General features: G+C 62.1%; 21 protein-coding genes and 1 pseudogene. 6 read left to right on the top strand and 16 right to left on the bottom strand.

Translation table 11 applies throughout. From position 1 onward, the window contains the following. Positions 1–198 precede the first annotated feature (198 nt). From FJW08_RS10060 to FJW08_RS10045, 4 genes are all read right to left on the bottom strand, one after another. On the bottom strand, positions 199–1,221 hold the full coding sequence (locus FJW08_RS10060; protein WP_140810377.1) for a glycosyltransferase family 1 protein: 1,023 nt from the start codon (positions 1,219–1,221) through the stop codon (positions 199–201). Positions 1,222–1,480: 259 nt separating this feature from the next. Continuing rightward, on the bottom strand, positions 1,481–2,896 hold the full coding sequence (locus tag FJW08_RS10055; protein ID WP_140810376.1) for an ATP-binding protein: 1,416 nt from the start codon (positions 2,894–2,896) through the stop codon (positions 1,481–1,483). 146 nt (positions 2,897–3,042) lie between these two features. Then, positions 3,043–3,762: a response regulator transcription factor gene (locus FJW08_RS10050; protein WP_140759369.1), complete on the bottom strand. Its 720-nt coding sequence runs from the start codon at positions 3,760–3,762 to the stop codon at positions 3,043–3,045. Continuing rightward, positions 3,749–4,282 carry a MarR family transcriptional regulator gene (locus tag FJW08_RS10045; protein WP_181182888.1) on the bottom strand — a complete coding sequence of 178 codons (534 nt, stop codon included), beginning with the start codon at positions 4,280–4,282 and terminating at the stop codon, positions 3,749–3,751. The genes FJW08_RS10050 and FJW08_RS10045 overlap by 14 nt, the downstream gene beginning before the upstream one ends. A 262-nt stretch (positions 4,283–4,544) precedes the next feature. Between FJW08_RS10045 and FJW08_RS10040 the strand changes: the two genes are divergently transcribed. From FJW08_RS10040 to FJW08_RS10030, 3 genes are all read left to right on the top strand, one after another. After that, complete coding sequence (locus tag FJW08_RS10040) at positions 4,545–5,438, top strand: branched-chain amino acid aminotransferase (protein ID WP_140759371.1); 894 nt, start codon at positions 4,545–4,547, stop codon at positions 5,436–5,438. A gap of 147 nt (positions 5,439–5,585) precedes the next feature. After that, on the top strand, positions 5,586–5,903 hold the full coding sequence (locus tag FJW08_RS10035) for a hypothetical protein (protein ID WP_140759373.1): 318 nt from the start codon (positions 5,586–5,588) through the stop codon (positions 5,901–5,903). A 137-nt stretch (positions 5,904–6,040) separates the two neighbouring features. Then, a complete protein-coding gene (locus FJW08_RS10030) occupies positions 6,041–6,679 on the top strand; it encodes an MBL fold metallo-hydrolase (protein WP_140810374.1) in 639 nt (212 codons plus the stop codon). A gap of 100 nt (positions 6,680–6,779) precedes the next feature. On the opposite strand, the gene FJW08_RS10025 is transcribed toward FJW08_RS10030, so the two are convergent. The 3 genes from FJW08_RS10025 to FJW08_RS10015 all read right to left on the bottom strand — a co-directional run bounded on the left by FJW08_RS10025 (position 6,780) and on the right by FJW08_RS10015 (position 8,149). After that, a complete protein-coding gene (locus FJW08_RS10025; protein WP_140759377.1) occupies positions 6,780–7,214 on the bottom strand; it encodes a BA14K family protein in 435 nt (144 codons plus the stop codon). 192 nt (positions 7,215–7,406) lie between these two features. Then, positions 7,407–7,619: a cold-shock protein gene (locus FJW08_RS10020; RefSeq protein ID WP_008877668.1), complete on the bottom strand. Its 213-nt coding sequence runs from the start codon at positions 7,617–7,619 to the stop codon at positions 7,407–7,409. 317 nt (positions 7,620–7,936) lie between these two features. Then, a complete protein-coding gene (locus tag FJW08_RS10015; RefSeq protein WP_006202520.1) occupies positions 7,937–8,149 on the bottom strand; it encodes a cold-shock protein in 213 nt (70 codons plus the stop codon). A gap of 583 nt (positions 8,150–8,732) precedes the next feature. Here FJW08_RS10015 and FJW08_RS10010 point away from each other — a divergent pair. Further along, positions 8,733–9,137, top strand: a complete 405-nt coding sequence (locus tag FJW08_RS10010; RefSeq protein ID WP_140810373.1) for a Kazal-type serine protease inhibitor — start codon at positions 8,733–8,735, stop codon at positions 9,135–9,137. 16 nt (positions 9,138–9,153) lie between these two features. Here FJW08_RS10010 and FJW08_RS10005 read toward each other — a convergent pair. Further along, a pseudogene (locus FJW08_RS10005) lies at positions 9,154–9,488 on the bottom strand (NADPH-dependent oxidoreductase); the annotation flags it as partial. Between the two features lie 193 nt (positions 9,489–9,681). Here FJW08_RS10005 and FJW08_RS10000 point away from each other — a divergent pair. Next, the gene (locus tag FJW08_RS10000; protein ID WP_140810372.1) at positions 9,682–11,316 is read left to right on the top strand and encodes a tetratricopeptide repeat-containing sulfotransferase family protein; all 1,635 of its coding nucleotides are present in this window, start codon (positions 9,682–9,684) and stop codon (positions 11,314–11,316) included. 102 nt (positions 11,317–11,418) lie between these two features. Here the strand turns inward: FJW08_RS10000 and FJW08_RS09995 are convergent, their stop codons facing one another. From FJW08_RS09995 to FJW08_RS09960, 8 genes are all read right to left on the bottom strand, one after another. Then, positions 11,419–11,772, bottom strand: a complete 354-nt coding sequence (locus FJW08_RS09995; protein ID WP_140810370.1) for a DUF1428 domain-containing protein — start codon at positions 11,770–11,772, stop codon at positions 11,419–11,421. A 99-nt stretch (positions 11,773–11,871) separates the two neighbouring features. Then, a complete protein-coding gene (locus FJW08_RS09990; RefSeq protein ID WP_140810369.1) occupies positions 11,872–12,288 on the bottom strand; it encodes a glyoxalase/bleomycin resistance/extradiol dioxygenase family protein in 417 nt (138 codons plus the stop codon). Positions 12,289–12,431: 143 nt separating this feature from the next. Then, positions 12,432–12,614 carry a hypothetical protein gene (locus tag FJW08_RS09985; protein WP_023770253.1) on the bottom strand — a complete coding sequence of 61 codons (183 nt, stop codon included), beginning with the start codon at positions 12,612–12,614 and terminating at the stop codon, positions 12,432–12,434. A 130-nt stretch (positions 12,615–12,744) separates the two neighbouring features. Then, positions 12,745–13,044, bottom strand: a complete 300-nt coding sequence (locus tag FJW08_RS09980; RefSeq protein ID WP_127278412.1) for a HigA family addiction module antitoxin — start codon at positions 13,042–13,044, stop codon at positions 12,745–12,747. Between the two features lie 14 nt (positions 13,045–13,058). Continuing rightward, positions 13,059–13,340: a type II toxin-antitoxin system RelE/ParE family toxin gene (locus FJW08_RS09975; RefSeq protein ID WP_140810368.1), complete on the bottom strand. Its 282-nt coding sequence runs from the start codon at positions 13,338–13,340 to the stop codon at positions 13,059–13,061. A 134-nt stretch (positions 13,341–13,474) separates the two neighbouring features. Further along, on the bottom strand, positions 13,475–15,001 hold the full coding sequence (locus FJW08_RS09970; RefSeq protein ID WP_140810367.1) for an ABC-F family ATP-binding cassette domain-containing protein: 1,527 nt from the start codon (positions 14,999–15,001) through the stop codon (positions 13,475–13,477). A 297-nt stretch (positions 15,002–15,298) separates the two neighbouring features. Continuing rightward, on the bottom strand, positions 15,299–15,838 hold the full coding sequence (locus FJW08_RS09965) for a hypothetical protein (RefSeq protein ID WP_140810366.1): 540 nt from the start codon (positions 15,836–15,838) through the stop codon (positions 15,299–15,301). A gap of 9 nt (positions 15,839–15,847) precedes the next feature. Then, entirely contained in the window at positions 15,848–16,747 is a 900-nt protein-coding gene (locus FJW08_RS09960) for a DMT family transporter (RefSeq protein WP_140810365.1), read from the bottom strand. Between the two features lie 327 nt (positions 16,748–17,074). Here FJW08_RS09960 and FJW08_RS09955 point away from each other — a divergent pair, with 327 nt between their 5' ends. Beyond that, positions 17,075–17,413 (top strand): hypothetical protein, encoded by a 339-nt coding sequence (locus FJW08_RS09955; protein ID WP_246682292.1) that lies wholly within the window; start codon positions 17,075–17,077, stop codon positions 17,411–17,413. The last annotated feature ends 35 nt before the right edge of the window (positions 17,414–17,448 follow it).

The following is a 17,448-nucleotide window of genomic DNA, read 5'->3' as shown; positions in this document are numbered from 1 at the left end:
GGACGCGCACACCCGAGGATCCATGCCGCGACAATGGCCGAAGAATGGAGCGGTCCAGGGGTTTCTTGCTCGTAATTGAGGCATCGGGCCGTCTTCATGCTAAGTTCTAATTCGCCAGCCCAAGCACCCTTCGCAGGTCACGGAATGGATCCTCGGGTCTACGCGGCGGCTTCGCCCGTGGATGACGAAAGGTTGGTTTCAGGCCGCCAGCTTGCGCGTCGTGCCGAGCGCTTCCTCGACCGCGTCGAGGAACATTTCCGCGCAGGCCTTCCAGCTGTAGCGCATGGCGCGCTCGCGGGCCTGGTCGCGGCTGACGTTGAGGGCGGCGAGCGAGGCCTGGCGCAAATCGTTCGACACCGCGCCGCCAAAGCCGTCGCCGACGATGTCGATAGGCCCGGTCACCGGATAGGCGGCGACCGGCGTGCCGCTGGCCAGTGCCTCGATGATGACATTGCCGAAAGTGTCGGTGCGGCTGGGGAAGACGAAGACATCGGCCGAGGCGTAGATTTCGGCCAGTTCGTCATTGGGACGATGGCCGAGAAAATGCGCCTGCGGGTATTTTGCCTTGAGCTTGGCAAGCTCCGGGCCCTCGCCGACGATCACCTTGCTGCCTGGAAGGTCGAGATCGAGGAAGGCGGAGAGGTTCTTTTCGACGGCGACACGGCCGACGCAAAGGAAGATCGGGCCGGGGAAGCCGAGGTCCTTGCGCTTGTCCGGGTGGAAATGCTCAGTGTCGACGCCGCGCGTCCAGGGCCTGAGCTTGTTGAAGCCGCGCGCCGTGAGATCGTCGGCGAGCGACTGGGTGGCGACCAGCGTGCCTTGGCCTGAATTGTGGAAATCACGCAGCCAGCGATAGGCCCAGCTCTCCGGCACCGGCAGGCGGGCGCTGAGATATTCGGGAAAGCGGGTGTGGTAGCTGGTGGTGAACGGCCGGCCGGCATTGCGGCAATAGCGCCGCGCCATGATGCCCAGCGGTCCCTCGGTGACAATGTGGACGTGGTCGGCCTTGTAGCCGTCGATCAGGCGCGCGACATGGCCGGGGGTGGTCAGCGCCAGGCGGATGTCGGGGTAGGTCGGCAAGGGCAGGGTGCGAAAGATGTTCGGGGTCAGGAACTCGACCGCGACGTCGAAGGACTTCAAGGTCTCGGTGAGCCGCTCCAGCGTGTGGACGACGCCGTTGACTTGTGGGCGCCAGGCGTCGGTGACCATCAATATGCGCATGGCGGCCCTTTGCTCCCGATGTCCGCGGTTGCCTTGAAACGATGCCGGAACGGCGACCAGGCGGCCGCCCTCGCTTCGCTCCAGCGCACCTTGGCGGGCACGGGGTCAAAGTGAGGCGGCAAGGACGAATCAAGTGCGATCGCGCGCTTCATGCGCGCTCTTGACCATGGTTTCATGACGGGCGGATGAAGCAGACCGTAGTCCCGAAAAGTCGAAACTGGTTTTTAGCCAAGATCATGCTGGGCTAGTCAAATAGAAATCAGGCCGGAACCTTGATCACGACGCGCAGGCCGCCCATCGGACTGTCGTCGAGCGTGATGTCGCCGCCATGGCTGCGGGCGATGTCACGGGCGATCGACAGGCCGAGCCCGGTGCCGCTGGCGTCGAGGTTACGGGCTTCATCGAGGCGCACGAAGGGTTTGAACACGTCTTCGCGTCTGTCGGCCGGAATGCCTGGCCCATCGTCGTCGATGGTGACCAGAAGCGAGCCACGGCCATGGTTGGCGGTGACCTCGACGGTGCGGGCATAGCGGAAGGCATTGCCGATGATGTTGGACAGCAGCCGCGCGAAGGCGTTCGGCCGCACATGCACGGTCGGATCGCCGGAAAGCGTTGTCGACAGCTTGCATTTGCGCAAGCCCGCTTCCTCGCCGAGCTTCTGGAAATAGGCTTCGAGATCGAAACGTCCCGGATCCTCCGAGGCCTCGCCCCTGGCAAAGGAGAGATAGCCTTCCAGCATCGACTGCATGTCTTCGATGTCCTGGTCCAGCGCCGCCTTGGTCTCGGCCTTGCCGCCGGCCAGCGCCAGCTGCAGCTTGAAGCGGGTGAGGATGGTCCTGAGATCATGGCTGACACCGGTCAGCATGGCCGTGCGCTGCTCGATCTGGCGCTCGATGCGCTCGCGCATCTGGATGAAGGCAAAGCCAGCGCGGCGCACCTCTTCGGCCCCGCGCGGGCGGAAATCGCGCGGCATCGGCCGGCCCTTGCCGAAGCTTTCGGCTGCCTCGGCAAGCGCCAGGATCGGCCGGATCTGGTTGCGCAGGAAGGGGATGGCGATCATCAGGAGCACCAGCGAGGTGCCGACCATCCAGATCAGGAAGATATGGGTGTTGGAGGCATAGGCCTGGCTGCGGCGCACGAAGACGCGCAGCACCTTGTTCTCGAGCTGGACGCGGACCTCGACGATGTTGGAATTGCCGACCGTGTCGATCCAGAATGGGCGGTTGATCTGGCGGGTAATCTCGGCGGAGAGAACATCGTCGAGGATCGAGAAGAACGGTTTTGGACCGGGCGGCGGCAGCGGGTCGGGCGGCAGGAGATCGACCTTTAGCTGCATGCGGTCCTGCGCGATGCGGATGATGCTGGCGTAGTCGGCGTCGTGCGGGTAGGTCTCGATCAGGTCGATGATGGCGGCGATGTCGCGCACGGTGGCCTGCGACAGGCGCTGCGTCACGGTTGCCCAGTGGCGCTCCATGAAATCGAAGGCGACGACCGACTGCAAAAGGATCATCGGCGCGATGACGATGATCAATGAGCGCGCATAGAGGCGCTTGGGCATGTAAAGCGAAACGAGGCGCCAGAACCGGTTCCAGATGCGCGGCACCGCCTTGAGCGTCCGCGTGGCGCGTGCGCTCAAGCCGTCATTGTCCGGCTCTTCCAGTTCCGTGGTCGCCATTGGCTCTTTTCATCCGTCGGCGGTATTAGACCAGCATGACGTTTGGCCGAATCGTCATCCTGATCTAACTCTTTGTTGGAGCACAATCTTTTCCGAAAACCGGTTCCCACTTTTCGGGATCATGCCCTTGGGCCGCCGCCGGCATTCTATTCCACGCTGAGCCGATACCCAATACCGCGCACGGTCTGCAACCAGACCGGATTGGACGGATCGCGCTCGATCTTGCGGCGCAGCCGGTTGATCTGGACGTCGATGGTGCGCTCGCCGACTTCCGAATCGTCGCCGACCAGCTCGTGGCGGGGGATGGTTTCGCCGGCGCGCGCGGCGAAGATCGCCAGGATCTCCTGTTCGCGGTCGGTCAGCTTCAGCGCTTCGCCGCCGCGCTTCAGTTCGCGCCTGGCGATCTGGAAGGTGTAGGGACCGAACACCAGCTGTTCGACCTTGGGCGTCGCCGCCGGGCCGCCGCGGCGCAGGATGTTGTTGATGCGCAGGATCAACTCGCGCGGGTCGAAGGGCTTGGGCAGGTAGTCGTCGGCGCCGGCTTCGAGTCCCGAGATACGGTTGTCGGTCTCCGACAGGGCCGTCAGCATGAGGATCGGCACGTTCTTCTCGGCGCGCAGCGCCTTGGTGAGATCGACGCCGCTTTCTCCCGGCATCATGACATCGAGCACAAGCAGGTCGAAGTCGAGGCCGGCGAGCTTGCGGCGGGCCTCGCCGGCATTGCCGGCGACGGTGACGCGAAAGCCGTTTTCGGTCAGATACTGCTTAAGAAGATTGCGGATACGGGTGTCGTCGTCGACCACGAGCAGATGCGGCGCGTCGTCGTCCGGTGCGGCCGCCTGGTCGATCCTCTCAGTGCTCTCCATGGCTTTTCCCTGACATTTTTGCGGACCCAACGTCGATCTGAGCTCTCAGTTCCGGATTGACCATCGCTTCGAGGAAGCGTTCCACCAAGGTCCGTTCGGCGGCACCGCAATCTTCCAATGCAGCACGGATGCGGCGCGACTGTGGCCGCGCCAGCGCCAGCGCCAGCGCACGGCCCTTGGCCGTCGGATAGAGTTCGCGCTGGCGGCGGTCGCGCGGACCCTGCAACTGCACGACGTGATCGGTGTCGATCAATTGCTTGAGCACGCGCGCCAGGCTCTGCTTGGTTATCTTCAGCACGTCGAGCAGTTCGGCGACGGTCAGGCCCGGCCGGCGGTTGACGAAATGCAGCACGCGGTGGTGGGCGCGGCCGAAACCGTAATCGGCCAGGATCTGATCGGGATCGGATGTGAAGTCGCGATAGGCGAAGAAGAAGAGTTCGATGATGGCGAAATCGATGCCGTCCTCGCTGGTGATCGCGGTCCTGATCGGTTTTCCGGCGGCTGGGTTTTTATCCGTCATCATTTCTCCATGGGAACGGGAGATTATGTCAGTACTATTGACGTAATTTCCCTGCAATGGTAATTTTTGACAAGCTTTTGGGCGGATTGCGAACGAAAAGGCAAGGTGGGCCGGTTTTTTCCGGAACTTCCTGAGTTTGCCAGGACGCGATTATCCGCTTACGCTTCGAGACACCGGCCGGCGTCTCCAATCACATGGCGCGGCCAAAAAAGAACACGCAACGACACTGAGATATGCGGGCCGAGGTCCGCGGGAGGTTACCATGGCATCCGTTCCTTTCGATCAACTGGACGGCTTCATCTGGATGAATGGCGAGTTCGTCCCGTGGGGAGACGCCAAGATTCACGTGCTGACCCATGGCCTGCACTACGCCAGCGCGGTCTTCGAGGGTGAGCGCGCGTATGGCGGCGAGATCTTCAAGCTCAACGAGCATACCGAGCGGCTGCATGAATCGGCGCGCCTGCTCGGCTTCAAGATTCCCTATTCGGTGGCCGAGCTCAACGACGCCTCGACCACGCTTCTGAAGAAGCAGGGCTTCCAGGACGCCTATGTCAGGCCTATCGCCTGGCGGGGCAGCGAGCAGATGGGCGTTTCGGCGCAAAACAACCGCATCAATGTCGCCATCGCCATCTGGCAATGGCCAAGCTATTTCGACCCGGCGCAGAAGCTGAAGGGCATCCGCCTCGATGTGGCGGAATGGCGCCGGCCCGACCCGCGCACGGCGCCGTCGAAGTCGAAAGCGGCGGGCCTCTACATGATCTGCACCATGTCCAAGCATGCCGCCGAGGCCAAGGGCTATGCCGACGCGATGATGCTCGACTGGCGGGGCCAGGTCGCGGAAGCGACCGGCGCCAACATCTTCTTCGTCAAGGACGGCAAGATCCACACGCCCAAGCCCGACTGCTTCCTCGACGGCATCACCCGCCGCACGGTCATCGGTCTCGCCAGGGATCGCGGCCTGGAGATCATCGAACGCGCCATCATGCCGGAAGAACTCGAAGGGTTCGAGCAGTGCTTCCTGACAGGAACCGCAGCGGAAGTAACCCCGGTTTCGGAGATCGGCCCTTACCGATTCGAAGTTGGCGAGATCGCCAAGAATCTCATGAACGACTATTCTATCGCCGTTCAACCCAAGCATGCTATCGCCGCAGAATAACGATAGTCACAGCTTTTCGGGCAAGCAGGGGCGGTTTTCGGGCCGCCCCTTTTATTTCAGCGTTTGTGCATTTGACTTTCATCAAATTCGGCGTCTCTCATGATGGTGTCGGCCCGGGAGGCTGGCAGCTATGGAGGGACTAATCATATGGACATGAACACGCTTCTTCCGATCATCATTCAGATCATTACGGGCATCATCGGTGGTCAGGCGGTAGGCGCGGCTATCAAGACGGCGGCGATGGGGCAGCTTCCCAAAATCCTGGGCGGTGCCATTGGTGGTGTCGGCGGCGCGGCGATCCTCGGCAGCCTGCTCGGCCACGGGGCGATCAGTCCTGATGCAGCTGCGGCGGCGACGAGCGGTCTCGGCAGCGCGCTCAACCTGCAGAACATCGTCGGTGGCGCCGGCGGCGGCGCGATCCTGACCGGCATTCTCGGCGCGGTCATGGGCGCCATGAAGAAATGAGCCTGCAATCTCGGGCTGGCAAAATGGGCGGCTTCGGCCGCCCATTTCTTTTGCGGCGACCGGCCGTTCGCCTTTGCGGGGCTGGACGCTCCAGGCCCACGCCTCTACATCACCGCTGACACAGCGAAAGGACGATCATGGGTCAGCTCAATGCCGGCATCGTGCCGGTCACACCGTTCCAGCAGAACTGCACCATCCTGTTCGACATGGACGACAAGCACGGCGTGGTGGTCGATCCCGGCGGCGACATCGATAAGGTGCTGGCGGTATTGAAGGACAATGCGATCACGGCCGAAGCGATCTGGATCACGCATGGCCATATCGACCATGCCGGAGGCGCCATGGAGCTGAAGGAAGCACTCGGCATCGAGATCATCGGCCCGCATGACGCCGACAAGGTGCTGCTCGACAATCTGGAAAACCAGGGCAGGCGCTACGGCATCGAGGGAGTGCGCAATTGCGTGCCCGACCGGTTTCTCACCGAAGGCGAGACGGTGTCGTTTGGCGGCCATGTGTTCGAGGTGCTGCATTGCCCCGGCCACGCGCCCGGCCATGTCGTCTATTACAATCGGGCCGCCAAATTCGCCCATGTCGGCGACGTCCTGTTTCGCGGTTCGGTTGGCCGCACCGACCTGCCGGGCGGCGACCATGCGGCACTCATCGCCTCGATCAAGGACAAGCTGTTGCCGCTTGGCGACGACATCGGCTTCATTTGCGGCCACGGTCCGGGCGGGCGCTTCGGCGAAGAACGGCGGACCAATCCGTTTTTGACCTGAGGCAGATCTGGACCGCCCCTGGGGCCGAAAACCCAGCAAGCTGATACCAAAAAAGCGCCGGCCTTGCGGTCAGCGCTTTTTTGTTTGGGGCAGGGATGCCTCAGTTGGCGGTGCAGAAATGCTGTTCGCCGTCACTGCCGGTGAAGGTGCCGGTGCGGGAATTGAAGGAGCGGTATCGGTCCGAGCAGTACTCGTACCAGCCGCGCGTCCACGGTTCGGCATAGCGGTCGGCATAGACCACCTGCGGTTCCACGTAGTAGCGGCGGACCGGGGCCGGGCGTATCCGCACGTCACGATCGTAATAGCCGTCATTGTAATAACGGTCGGACTCGGGCGGCGGCCGGTCATTGGCCAACGCGCCACCGATCAGCGCGCCGGCGGCAAGGCCGAGAACGCCGGCTGCCACAGCGTCGCCATTGCCATGGCCGTGATGGTGCCAGCGGCGCCAGTCATCGGCATTGGCCGCCGAAAAGGTCCCCAGCGTCGTGGCGACCACGGCGGCGGACAGCACGGCTGTCTTGAAAATACGGTTCATCTTGGTCTCCTTCGTACCGGACCGTGCAGTTCTGCAGGGGATGCGGTCCGGCTTTACAAACGACTAATATGGGACCGTGGCTGAACGGGGGCTGAACGAAAATTTAACCGCACGCGTTCTTCACGGCGTCAAAAGCCGCAACCTCGGAGCGTGGGCCCGACCTGCGGGCGCCGGCGCCGGTTTGAAGCCGGCTCAGCCGACCGACAGGTTGACGGCCTTCGGTCCCTTGCCGCGCTTGTCCGGCTCGGTGTCGAATGTCACTTTCTGCCCATCTTCGAGACCCGGAAGACCCGACGCCTGCACGGCCGAAATATGCACGAAGACATCCTTCGCGCCATCATCGGGTGTGATGAAGCCGAAGCCCTTGGCATGATTGAAGAATTTGACGGTGCCGGTCTGCGGCATGGGAAGCTCCTTTGATCCCATAAACTCCAGTCTCGGGCCGGCAAATGCCCGAGTGGAAATTTGTCCTTTATTTTAGCGCTATCGGCAAGTGAAAGTTTTGCGGGCACTTAAAGCACGTCGCGCTTTAAGTGCTTGTTATGACGCGTGTCATTGGCCCGGACCGGATGAACTTCCCGATGACATGCGTTTATGCTGCACCGCGTCATGAAAAAGGCGCGACGAAAACCGCCGCGCCTTTCAAAATCTGTCTGCCTGCCCAGTTGCTGGTCAAGCTCCTCGTTCGCCCATCCGCCTGGGATGTGCGGCGCGCCGATCGCTCAGGCTGCGCGCAGGTTGACCGCCTTCGGGCCCTTGCCCATGCGGTCCGGCTCGACATCGAAGGTGACCTTCTGGCCGTCGACGAGCGTGCGCAGGCCCGAGGCCTCGATCGCTGAAATATGGACGAACACGTCCTTGGCGCCGCCGTCGGGCGTGATGAAACCGAAGCCTTTGGTCGCATTGAAGAATTTAACGGTGCCGGTCTGGGCCATTGGGGAAACTCCTTCACCCGTTCAGTCTTGGTGGTCCTGCCCGCCACCTGGCGTCGAGGGCAGTTCCTGGTGGTTGCTTTCGGCAGTCATGCATTGGCGCATGGTCAAACCCCCCGCCGAAAAACGGGGCCGTCAGAGATTCACAGTATCGGGGAAAGGTCGTCCAAAACGTTCCGCTCTCCGGGTCGCAAATGCCCGAACACAGAATTTATCGCACGGAAACGTGAAGGTTGCAAGATAGCGCCGCGGGCCGCCGCCATGAGCGCATCCCGACGCAAAAATCGACCGATCAGAGCGTCGACCGGCCGCAGATAGGCCTCGTTGCCCGAGGGGTCATCGGCCCACAGCCCCGGTCATGCATGGGCCAGAAGCGATGATTGCCGGCGACGCGGCGGGGTCGTGGCTGATCCCGCCGTCATTTCCCGATAGAGGCCGCGAACGGGGTTGCAATTGGCAGTGGAATGGCGAGGATCATGCCATAGGCGACTGATTTAAATCCTGTTTTGATCGATATCATTATCAGCGAACCGCCAGGCAGTCTTGGGCGGTATGCACCGGGACGGGGATCAAGGGAGAGACGATCATGAGGTTTCTTGCGGCCATCTTTTCACGGCAGGGTTTTGCCATCCTGTTCCTGTCGGCAATTCTTGCCGCCTGTACGGTCGTCGTCGATGACGGACCGCGACCGCGGCCGCGTCCACCGCGCTCCGAGCCGCAATTCTGCACCAAGCAGTACGAGCCGGTCTGCGCCCGGCGCGGCGGAGATCGCCAGACCTTCGCCAATGCCTGCCTTGCCGACCGGGCGGGTTACCGCATCGTGCGCGACGGTCGCTGCCGCGACGGCGGTGGCGGCGGCGGCGAGCAGACCTTCTGCACCCGCGAATACGCGCCGGTATGCGGCCGTAGCCATGGCGAAATGCGCACGTTCCCCAATGCCTGCGAGGCCCGTGCCTCGGACTACCGCATCGTCGGCGACGGGCCGTGCTGAGAAGGGAAGGAACGCCTCACCCATCCACGCCGACATAGGCCTTGCTCTTCAGCAGGGCTGCCAGGTGAGCCGCATTCGACGCCGCCATCTCGACCATGCCGGCGACCGCCTTTGGGGTTTTCGGCAGGTCGACATAGTTGACGTCGCCCATGGCGTCGCCGACCCAGTAGGCGCCGCCATTGGCGGGGATGTGAAGCCAACGTCGTTCAGCGCCTGGAAGCATTCCGCATAGCAATGACGCGCGCCATCCTCGTTGCCGACGGTCGCCACCAGCGCCACCTTGCCGGCGGCCGGAATGCGGCGCTTGTCGTCGGTCTCGTCCAGAAAGGCTTCCATGCGTTCCATGACGCGGACAGTCCTGACCGTTCGCGCGACGGGCCACACACTTGAATCTCTCCCCGGCATGGCTTAGGTCCCGCAGGCGTATAAACACGGCAGGTGTCCCATCAACAGAGATCAGAGAAGAGCGGCGGGTGCGGGAGCCAGGTCTGGCGCGGCCAAGTCTGGCGCGGGAGGCCAGCCGCCGCTGGGCCTCGACCAGTATGTGCAGCAGGCGCTGCAACTGCATCAGGCCGGGCGCCGGCAAGAGGCCGAGGCGATCTACCGGCAGGTGCTGGCGCGTCAGCCCAAACATGCGGCCGCGGCGCATTTCCTGGGGTTGCTGCTGCACCAGACCGGGCGTAGCGAAGAAGGCATGGATTTCCTGGAACAGTCGGTTCAGCTGCAGCCGACGAACCCCGACTTCCTCAACAATCTCGGCACGGTGATGCGGGATCTCGGCCGTGTCACGGCGGCGATCGATTTCTTCCGCGGCGCGGTTGATCTGCGGCCGGAGCAGCTCGCGGCGCGCGACAATCTCGGCTCGTCGCTGAAGCAGATCGGCCGGTTCGATGAGGCCGAGGATATCTATCGCGGCACGGTGCAGCGCAATCCATTCCACGCGCGCGCGCGTATCGGGCTTGCCGAAACCCTGCAGGAGGCCGGACGCCTCGACGAGGCGCTGGCTGTCTTCCAGGAGGCACTGGCCATCCGGCCCAAGGATGCGGACCTGCTGCACGGCCTGGGCGTCGGGCTGATGGAGAAGGGCAAGCTCGACGAGGCGGCCGACCTGTTCCGGCAGGCGGTGGCGATCCATCCCCCGATGGCCCGCGCGTGGCTGATGCTGTCTCAGGTCAAGCGCCAGAAGGAACGCGATGCCGAATTGGCCGGCATGGAGGCACAGCACGCCAAGGCGCCTCAGGACAGCCTGGCACGCATGCAGCTGTCGTTTGGCCTCGGCAAGGCCAATGACGATCTCAAGGATTATGGCAAGGCTTTCGACTACTTCGCCGAGGGCAATGCCATCCGCCGCAAGGGCATCGACTATGATCCGGTGAAGACGCGCGCCGAATTCGAGGCGATGAAGACGGTGTTCGATGCCGGCTTCTTCGAAAAGCACAGACCAAGCCCGATCACCGACGACGCGCCGATCTTCGTCGTCGGCATGCCGCGTTCAGGTACGACGCTGGTCGAACAGATCATCGCCAGCCACCCACAAGTCTATGGCGCGGGCGAGCTCGGTATCTTGAAGACGGCGGTCGGCAGGCAGTTCCCGTCGAACATGCAGGGCGGCTTTCCCTGGGGCGTGGCCGATACGGACGATACGGATTTCGCCGAGGCGGGGCAGGCCTATCTCGACATGCTCCATGCCCGCTATCCGCATATGCGCCACGTCACCGACAAGATGCCGGGCAACTTCCTGCTCATCGGCTTCATCCACATGATGCTGCCGAAGGCAAAAATCATCCATTGCGCCCGCGATGCGGCGGCGACATGCCTGTCGATCTACAAGGTGCATTTCCGCGGCGACAGCCACCGCTATGGCTATGACCTCGGCGAGCTCGCCGATTTCCACAATCTCTATACCGACATCATGGCGCATTGGCACAAGGTGCTGCCCGGCGTCGTGCACGATGTGCGCTACGAGGATTTCGTCGCCGACCAGGACGGGCAGAGCCGGGCGCTGATCGACTATCTCGGCCTGCCGTGGGACGATGCCGTGCTGTCGTTCCACCAGACCGACCGGCCGGTACGCACGGCATCGGCCGCGCAGGTGCGCCAGCCGATGTACCAGGGCTCGGTCGATCTGTGGAAGCGTTATGGCGACCGGCTGAAGCCGCTGCTCGACAAGCTGGATTAGCGCGCGGGTAGCGGATTGGGGGAAGCTCTTCAGCTTCGCCATAGGATGACGAAGCGATGGGTGCCTACGAGCAGCCAGTCAGACAAGCGTTGCGCCAGTTCCTCAAAGCTCTATGAACGGCTGGAAGCCGCCGAAGATCATGCGCTTGGCGTCGAAGGGCATGGTTCCCCAATCGGGTTTCAAGCGCGGATCGGCCATCACCTTGGCCATCACCGCATCGCGATCCTGCCTGGATTTGTAGACGGCCCAGGAGAAAACGACGACCTCGTCGTCCTTGGCCTGAACGGCGCGCGGAAACGAGGTCAGCTCGCCATAGGGCACATCGTCGCCGATACATTCGACATAGGCGAGCGCGCCGTGTTCCATCCATATCGGGCCTGTGAGGTTGGCCAGCTTTTTATAGTCATCGAGATTTGCTTTCGGCACGGCCAGCACGAAGCCGTCGACATAGGACATGGTGGTCTCCTCTTTGCTGCAAACGGGCGCCGGGTTGGTGGGGATACGACCCGGCGCGGTTGGGCGCATCCCCCTCGGCGAGGGCGCGCGCGCTAAAACTTATTCCACCGGTGCGTTCATTGCCCAGGCGACACCGAAGGGGTCCTTCACCTGGCCCCAGCGGTCGCCCCAGAACATCACCTGCAGCGGCGTGACGATCTCGCAGCCGGCGTCGATGGCGCGCTTCCACCAGGCGTCGATGTCATCCTTGCCGAGATGGAGCTGCAGCGTATAGCCCTGCGCGGCCTGGTGCGGATGGCCGTGTTCCGGATAGGCGTCGCCGAGCATCAGCGTCGAGCCGTTGATGTAGAGATGGATATGCATGGTGCGGCCTTTTTCATCCGCCGGATAGGCAAAGACTTCCTCGGCCCCGAAAGCCTTCTTGTAGAACTCGGCGGCCTTGATGGCGCCGTCGACCTGCAGATAGGGGGTCAATCCGCCAAGAACTTTGGCGCGGGGCGGGGTCTGGTCGGTCATTCTCGTGTTCCTCTTCACGTTTGGTTTGGCCTTGCGGACCATAGGACGGACGAGGTGACGCCAATCCTACAGGGTCGCGAAAATTTTTCGCCTGATATCATCCGGCAACCGACCGCCTCGGGAGGCCGGCGCACAGGCCGTGGTCATATGACCTTGGCCGAGGACGTGGCCGCGCGACGGCTGTCGCGGGCATCGAAGATTTCCGGAAAGCCGATATCCTTGCGCAGTTCGGCCGGCAGCGACAGCAGAATTCGTTCGCTGCGGTGACGGGCGCGCGCCGCGGCATACCGGGTTGCGATGCGGCCGATGGATGACAGGACGGACATGACGAACTCTCCCTGGGTTGGTGCCGGCATCATCGTGTCGGCATCCCAAGGACGAGGCAGCAACGGGCGATCCGACAGATCGCCCGGAGAATTTTTCAGCGGCCTCTGTTACCGGCGCGGCGCGCTTACGTCAGGCGGCAGTCTCCAATCGTTCGATCGTTTCAAGGTCGGCTCTCTTGGCCTTTCCCTCGACGGCGAGGTCATAGCTTGCCTGCATGTTCATCCAGAACTGCGGCGTGGTCCCAAAAAACTTCGCAAGGCGCAACGCGGTATCAGGGGTTACCGGGGTCGTCTCGCTGGCCAGGCGCTCGATGCGCGTGCGCGGCACATGCAGCTTTTTGGCCAGCGTGTAAGGCTTCAGACCAAGCGGTATGAGATACTCTTCGCGGAGAATTTCTCCGGGATGGATAGGCGGGTTGATATCAAGCATTTAGGACCTGCCTTTCAATGGTAGTCGGTTATTTCAACATCTTCTGCTTGCCCATCCACCCAGCGAAAGCAGATGCGAAACTGATCGTTGATGCGGATCGAATGCTGACCGGCACGGTTGCCTTTCAACGGCTCAAGCCTGTTGCCGGGAGGCGTCTTGAGATCTGACAGTTCGGCGGCGTTGTCGATCATGTACAGCTTCCGTTGGGCCGGTCGGACAAGATCCGAAGGGAAGCCCTTTGGAGCCTTGCCGTTCGAAACGGCTTCGCTGGTCTTGTCCTTGAATGAACGTATCATCCGTGGAGCCCGACAGACGTACCATGACATGATACGTTCCAGGAATCAAGAGTACGTCTCATGAAATGATACCAAAGGTCCGGCGTGTCAATGACAGGCAGGAACTTCATTGGCAATGCATCTGTCCCCGCCGCTCAGTTGGTTCCCTCAGCCACGTCGCGGAAGAAATCTTCGGGATCGTCGACCTCGGTCAGCTTCCGTTTCTCGATCAGCCAGAAGCGGTTGCCGATGGCGCGGATGAAGGATCGGTCGTGCGAAGCGAGCAGGCAGCTTGCCTGGTGCTTCAACAACTCCTCCTCCAGCGCTTCCTGGCCGTCTATGTCGAGATGGTTGGTCGGCTCGTCGAGCAGATAGAAGTTGGGATTGGCGAGCCTGAGCGCCAGCATCATCAGCCGCGCCTTCTGGCCGCCCGACAGCACGCCGATCCTGCGCTCCTGCATCTCGATGACCACGCCGGCGCCGGCAAGCAGCGAGCGGGCGCGCTGTTCGCCGATATCGTAACGGCGCGAGACCATCGCCAGCGGCGTGTCGTCGCCGCTGATGCCCGACAGCGCCTGGTCGCTGTAACCGAGCACGGTCGACGGCGTCACCTTAACATTCCGCACCGTATCCGGTTCGACGATGGCGTTGCGGATCAAGGTGACGAAGCGCGATTTGCCGACGCCGTTGCGACCGAGCAGCACGATGCGATCGCCCTGGCAGATGTGGCGTTTGCCGGTCCTGAACAGCAGCGTGCCGTCAGGCGTTTCGACCGCCGCGTCGTCGAGCGTGATCAGCACCTTGGCGTGCGTGCCGCGATTGGCGAGTTTGATCGCACCTGCCGATTTTTCGCGATGCGCCGGATTGGCGGCCTCTTCGAGCTTCTCCGCGCGCTGGTTGAGCTGCTTGGTCTTGACCGTCAGCAGATCACTGCCGGAATTGATGCCGATATTGTTGAGCTTGGCCGCCTGGCGGCGCAATTGCTGTGCCACCTTCATGTCGCGCTGGAATTTTCGTTCGGCCGAAGCATCTATCTCGTCCAGCGCGTCCCTGGCCCGCGAATAGGGGAGGGAAAACACCGGCGATTGTTCCGGGCGCAGGAACAGCGTCCGGTTGGTAGTGGCGTCGAGGAAGGCGCGGTCATGGCTGGCGATGATGACAGGCACCTCGCGCGGCAGCGCATTCAGCCATGTCTCGAGTTGGCTGATGCGGGCGAGATCGAGATGGTTGGTCGGCTCGTCGAGCAGCAGCACGTCGGGATCGGTGACCCAGACGCGGGCGATCAGCGCCAGCCGCTGCCAACCGCCGCTGAGCACCTGCATTGGCCGCTCGCGCATCGGCTCGGGCACGTCGAGTGAATCGAGAACCACGTCGACGCGCCACATCTCGCTGTCGGCCTGCTCCGGCGGCAAGGCGTCAGCCACCACCTGATAAAAGGTGCGGCCGAGCAGGGCAGGGACAACGGACTGCTCGACATTGCCGACACGCAGGCCGCGCGTGCGGGTGATGTCGCCTGTCGTCGGCTCCAGTTCGCCGGTCAGGCATTTGAGCAAGGTCGACTTGCCGCGCCCGTTGGCGGCGACGATGCCGAGCCGGTCACCGGTGCCGATGCCGAGGTCGAGGTTGGAGAAGAGCGGCGCACTCATGGTGACGCCGAGGGATTTGAGGCTGATCAGGGCCATTTTCGATTTCTCTGGTCTGTCCGGAAAATCCGGCTCGATGCACTTTGTCGGTGCGCGTGCCGGCGATCAGGCCAGGCGTTGCACACCACGAAGGGCAGACCAAAAAATCGAAGCGGGAAAAAACCCGGACCGTCCCTGGTCAGCCCTGCAAGCTAGCTCGCAGGGCAGAAATCGGGCCACGCTGACGATGGTGACGAAAAAACGTAAACACGTGAGCCCTCCTTTCGAGACGTTCGAGTGTGGAGAGTGACTACATCAAGGGTGGGGCGGACGGCAAGTGGCTTCTGCAGGCAGAAATTAGCTCGGCTGGCGGAATACCCAGTCACCTTTGGTTCGCTTGATTTCCTCCAGCGGCAGGAAGTGAAGCTCCATCAGAATAGGTTCTTCCGGCCCGTTGAAGAAATGAAGCTCGGCGTGGGGAAGTACAATCCGGCGGACAGTTTCAAACGAGCTGTCCATCGTATATTCCTCGCCCTGCAATCCGAGACTTGCAAGCCGTATTCTGGCGGCCGAAAGCGTCATTGACGGGCTGAAACCGTCGAGATCGATTTGGCTATTGCCACTCCATTTCAAAGGCAGAGGCTTGGGAATATCGGGCATTTGCCAGAGTTTGATACTGATGCGATTGACGCGCGCTCGATTGCGGCTGGTCAGAACGTCGATTTCCAGATCACCATAGCCCAGCAGAAAGCCGCACGGCTGATCCTGATAGACATATAGCCATTTAGGAAAGCCAAGGTGTTTCTGGACCGGACCAAGGTCGGCACCTATCCGCAGGGGCGTGTCGTTTCCACCTAAAATCAGAGGTAGAATATGTAGTTTACCTCGCTGCCGCATAATCAACCCTTAGTTGGCGGGAGATGGCAAGGGCGCCGCTTTCAAGCGGCGCGGGAAGGGATCCAGCACCAGTATGCAGCCGCCGATGATTGCCGCCGCGCCGAAGCCCTGGATCATGGTCAGCGACTCGCCGAGCACAATCGTTCCGGCCAGCACCGCGATCGTGGTCACGGCGAATTCGACGCTGATCGTCCTGGTCGCGCCGATGCTGGCCACCAGCCGGAAATACACGACATAGGTCAATGCACTCATCACGCAGGCCAGTATCGCCAAATAGAGGAAGTCGACAAAGCTCGGCATGGCCGGCACCGGCACGGCGAGCAGCAGCGGCAGCGTCATCACGCCGCCAGACAGGAAGGCGGCGCTGGTGAGCTCCAGCGAGCCGGCCGACCGCAAATGGCGATTGGCGTAGTTGCTGCCGAACGCCGCCGAGAAGGAACTGAACAGCGAGGCGGTACAGCCGATCGCAAAGGAAGCGGTGACCGGAACCGGAGGGAAACCGACAAGGACGATGATGCCGGCAGCGCCGAGCAGCAGCCCGGCAAGGCCGCGAACAGTGATGCGCTCAAGCCCCCAGAACTGGCCGATGATCATCGAGAACAGCGGGATCGCGGCAACCAGGATGGCCGCCATCGCCGTGCCGATGCGCGGCGTGGCGTAGGACAGGCCGATCAGCTGCGCCGCGACCGTGGTTGCGCCGACCATGGCGAAGTGCCGCCAGCCAGCGCTGAAATCCAGCCGTCGCCTCGTCGCGGCTGCAAGCAGAAAGAGCGTGATGCCGGCGATCAGCGAGCGCAAGGTGACCGCGCCGACCCAGCCAAAGGCATGCACCACCTTGAGCAGCACCAAGAACGACAGTCCCCAGGTGACGGCCAGGAAGACGTAGGCGGCGATGTCCTTGCGGGTCATTTTCGTCGGCCGTTGGGAGGTACTTGGGGGTGGGCAGTCGCCATTGGCCCGTATCGTTTCGATCAGCGCATGGCAAGCGCCGGCGCATGGTCCAGGCCGGCCGAAAGTCGAGGCATCTTGAAGCGGCCGACGCGGTCTGCCATCAGTCGCTGTTGAAATCGAGGCCATGCTATATATGGTCCTGCGACTGGCAAGGCAGCTAAGATGCAAGACAAAGAGCCTCTCTACAGGCGTATAAACTCCCGAACCCGTGGAGTCAGACACGGGGGCGGTGAATACAAGTTTTCTCGGAATGCCAAAAGAGAAGACCCGACGACCCGCGGCTCGATGCATGGCAAAAAGCACCAGGGCCTCGATTACACTCCGCTGTTCAGATTTCTGCTTTCCAAGGTTGGAAAGGATTGGACCGACATCCATAGTCAGGCAGTGGCACGGCTCGATCGACCAGATCCTATTTTCTGGATCGTCGCATTGAACGATGCGGACAAGAAGTCCTTCGTTCGGGTAGGCGAGAACTCATACTACAGCGGCTTGCATGTAGATCAGAACAATTGCTTGGCGCGTGTCGACCCGGATCTCAAGATGGAAGACATGAAGCCAAACTGTTCCTGCTGCACCCACACATTCAACGGGCAAGCATTCACCAAAAAATTTGAAGCGACCTAGACGAAACACATCCCCGCCCCAAGGAGGAAGGGAAA

The organism is Mesorhizobium sp. B3-2-1, from assembly GCF_006439515.1.
In the GTDB taxonomy this organism is placed as follows: domain Bacteria; phylum Pseudomonadota; class Alphaproteobacteria; order Rhizobiales; family Rhizobiaceae; genus Mesorhizobium.
The sequence above is the reverse complement of the archived record's forward strand: the minus strand, read 5'-3'. Positions and strand labels throughout refer to the sequence as shown.

Bases quoted from the DNA above. Each gene is read 5' to 3' on its own strand.
- FJW08_RS10025 (WP_140759377.1), bottom strand. From the start codon at position 7,214: ATGAACCGTATTTTCAAGACAGCCGTGCTGTCCGCCGCCGTGGTCGCC.
- FJW08_RS09975 (WP_140810368.1), bottom strand. From the start codon at position 13,340: ATGATACGTTCATTCAAGGACAAGACCAGCGAAGCCGTTTCGAACGGC.
- FJW08_RS10045 (WP_181182888.1), bottom strand. From the start codon at position 4,282: ATGACGGATAAAAACCCAGCCGCCGGAAAACCGATCAGGACCGCGATC.
- FJW08_RS09990 (WP_140810369.1), bottom strand. From the start codon at position 12,288: ATGACCGACCAGACCCCGCCCCGCGCCAAAGTTCTTGGCGGATTGACC.
- FJW08_RS10030 (WP_140810374.1), top strand. From the start codon at position 6,041: ATGGGTCAGCTCAATGCCGGCATCGTGCCGGTCACACCGTTCCAGCAG.
- FJW08_RS10060 (WP_140810377.1), bottom strand. From the start codon at position 1,221: ATGCGCATATTGATGGTCACCGACGCCTGGCGCCCACAAGTCAACGGC.
- FJW08_RS10035 (WP_140759373.1), top strand. From the start codon at position 5,586: ATGGACATGAACACGCTTCTTCCGATCATCATTCAGATCATTACGGGC.
- FJW08_RS09965 (WP_140810366.1), bottom strand. From the start codon at position 15,838: ATGCGGCAGCGAGGTAAACTACATATTCTACCTCTGATTTTAGGTGGA.
- FJW08_RS10055 (WP_140810376.1), bottom strand. From the start codon at position 2,896: ATGGCGACCACGGAACTGGAAGAGCCGGACAATGACGGCTTGAGCGCA.
- FJW08_RS10020 (WP_008877668.1), bottom strand. From the start codon at position 7,619: ATGCCGCAGACCGGCACCGTCAAATTCTTCAATCATGCCAAGGGCTTC.
- FJW08_RS10015 (WP_006202520.1), bottom strand. From the start codon at position 8,149: ATGGCCCAGACCGGCACCGTTAAATTCTTCAATGCGACCAAAGGCTTC.
- FJW08_RS09980 (WP_127278412.1), bottom strand. From the start codon at position 13,044: ATGCTTGATATCAACCCGCCTATCCATCCCGGAGAAATTCTCCGCGAA.
- FJW08_RS09970 (WP_140810367.1), bottom strand. From the start codon at position 15,001: ATGGCCCTGATCAGCCTCAAATCCCTCGGCGTCACCATGAGTGCGCCG.
- FJW08_RS10040 (WP_140759371.1), top strand. From the start codon at position 4,545: ATGGCATCCGTTCCTTTCGATCAACTGGACGGCTTCATCTGGATGAAT.
- FJW08_RS09960 (WP_140810365.1), bottom strand. From the start codon at position 16,747: ATGACCCGCAAGGACATCGCCGCCTACGTCTTCCTGGCCGTCACCTGG.
- FJW08_RS10010 (WP_140810373.1), top strand. From the start codon at position 8,733: ATGAGGTTTCTTGCGGCCATCTTTTCACGGCAGGGTTTTGCCATCCTG.
- FJW08_RS10050 (WP_140759369.1), bottom strand. From the start codon at position 3,762: ATGGAGAGCACTGAGAGGATCGACCAGGCGGCCGCACCGGACGACGAC.
- FJW08_RS09985 (WP_023770253.1), bottom strand. From the start codon at position 12,614: ATGTCCGTCCTGTCATCCATCGGCCGCATCGCAACCCGGTATGCCGCG.
- FJW08_RS09955 (WP_246682292.1), top strand. From the start codon at position 17,075: ATGCATGGCAAAAAGCACCAGGGCCTCGATTACACTCCGCTGTTCAGA.
- FJW08_RS09995 (WP_140810370.1), bottom strand. From the start codon at position 11,772: ATGTCCTATGTCGACGGCTTCGTGCTGGCCGTGCCGAAAGCAAATCTC.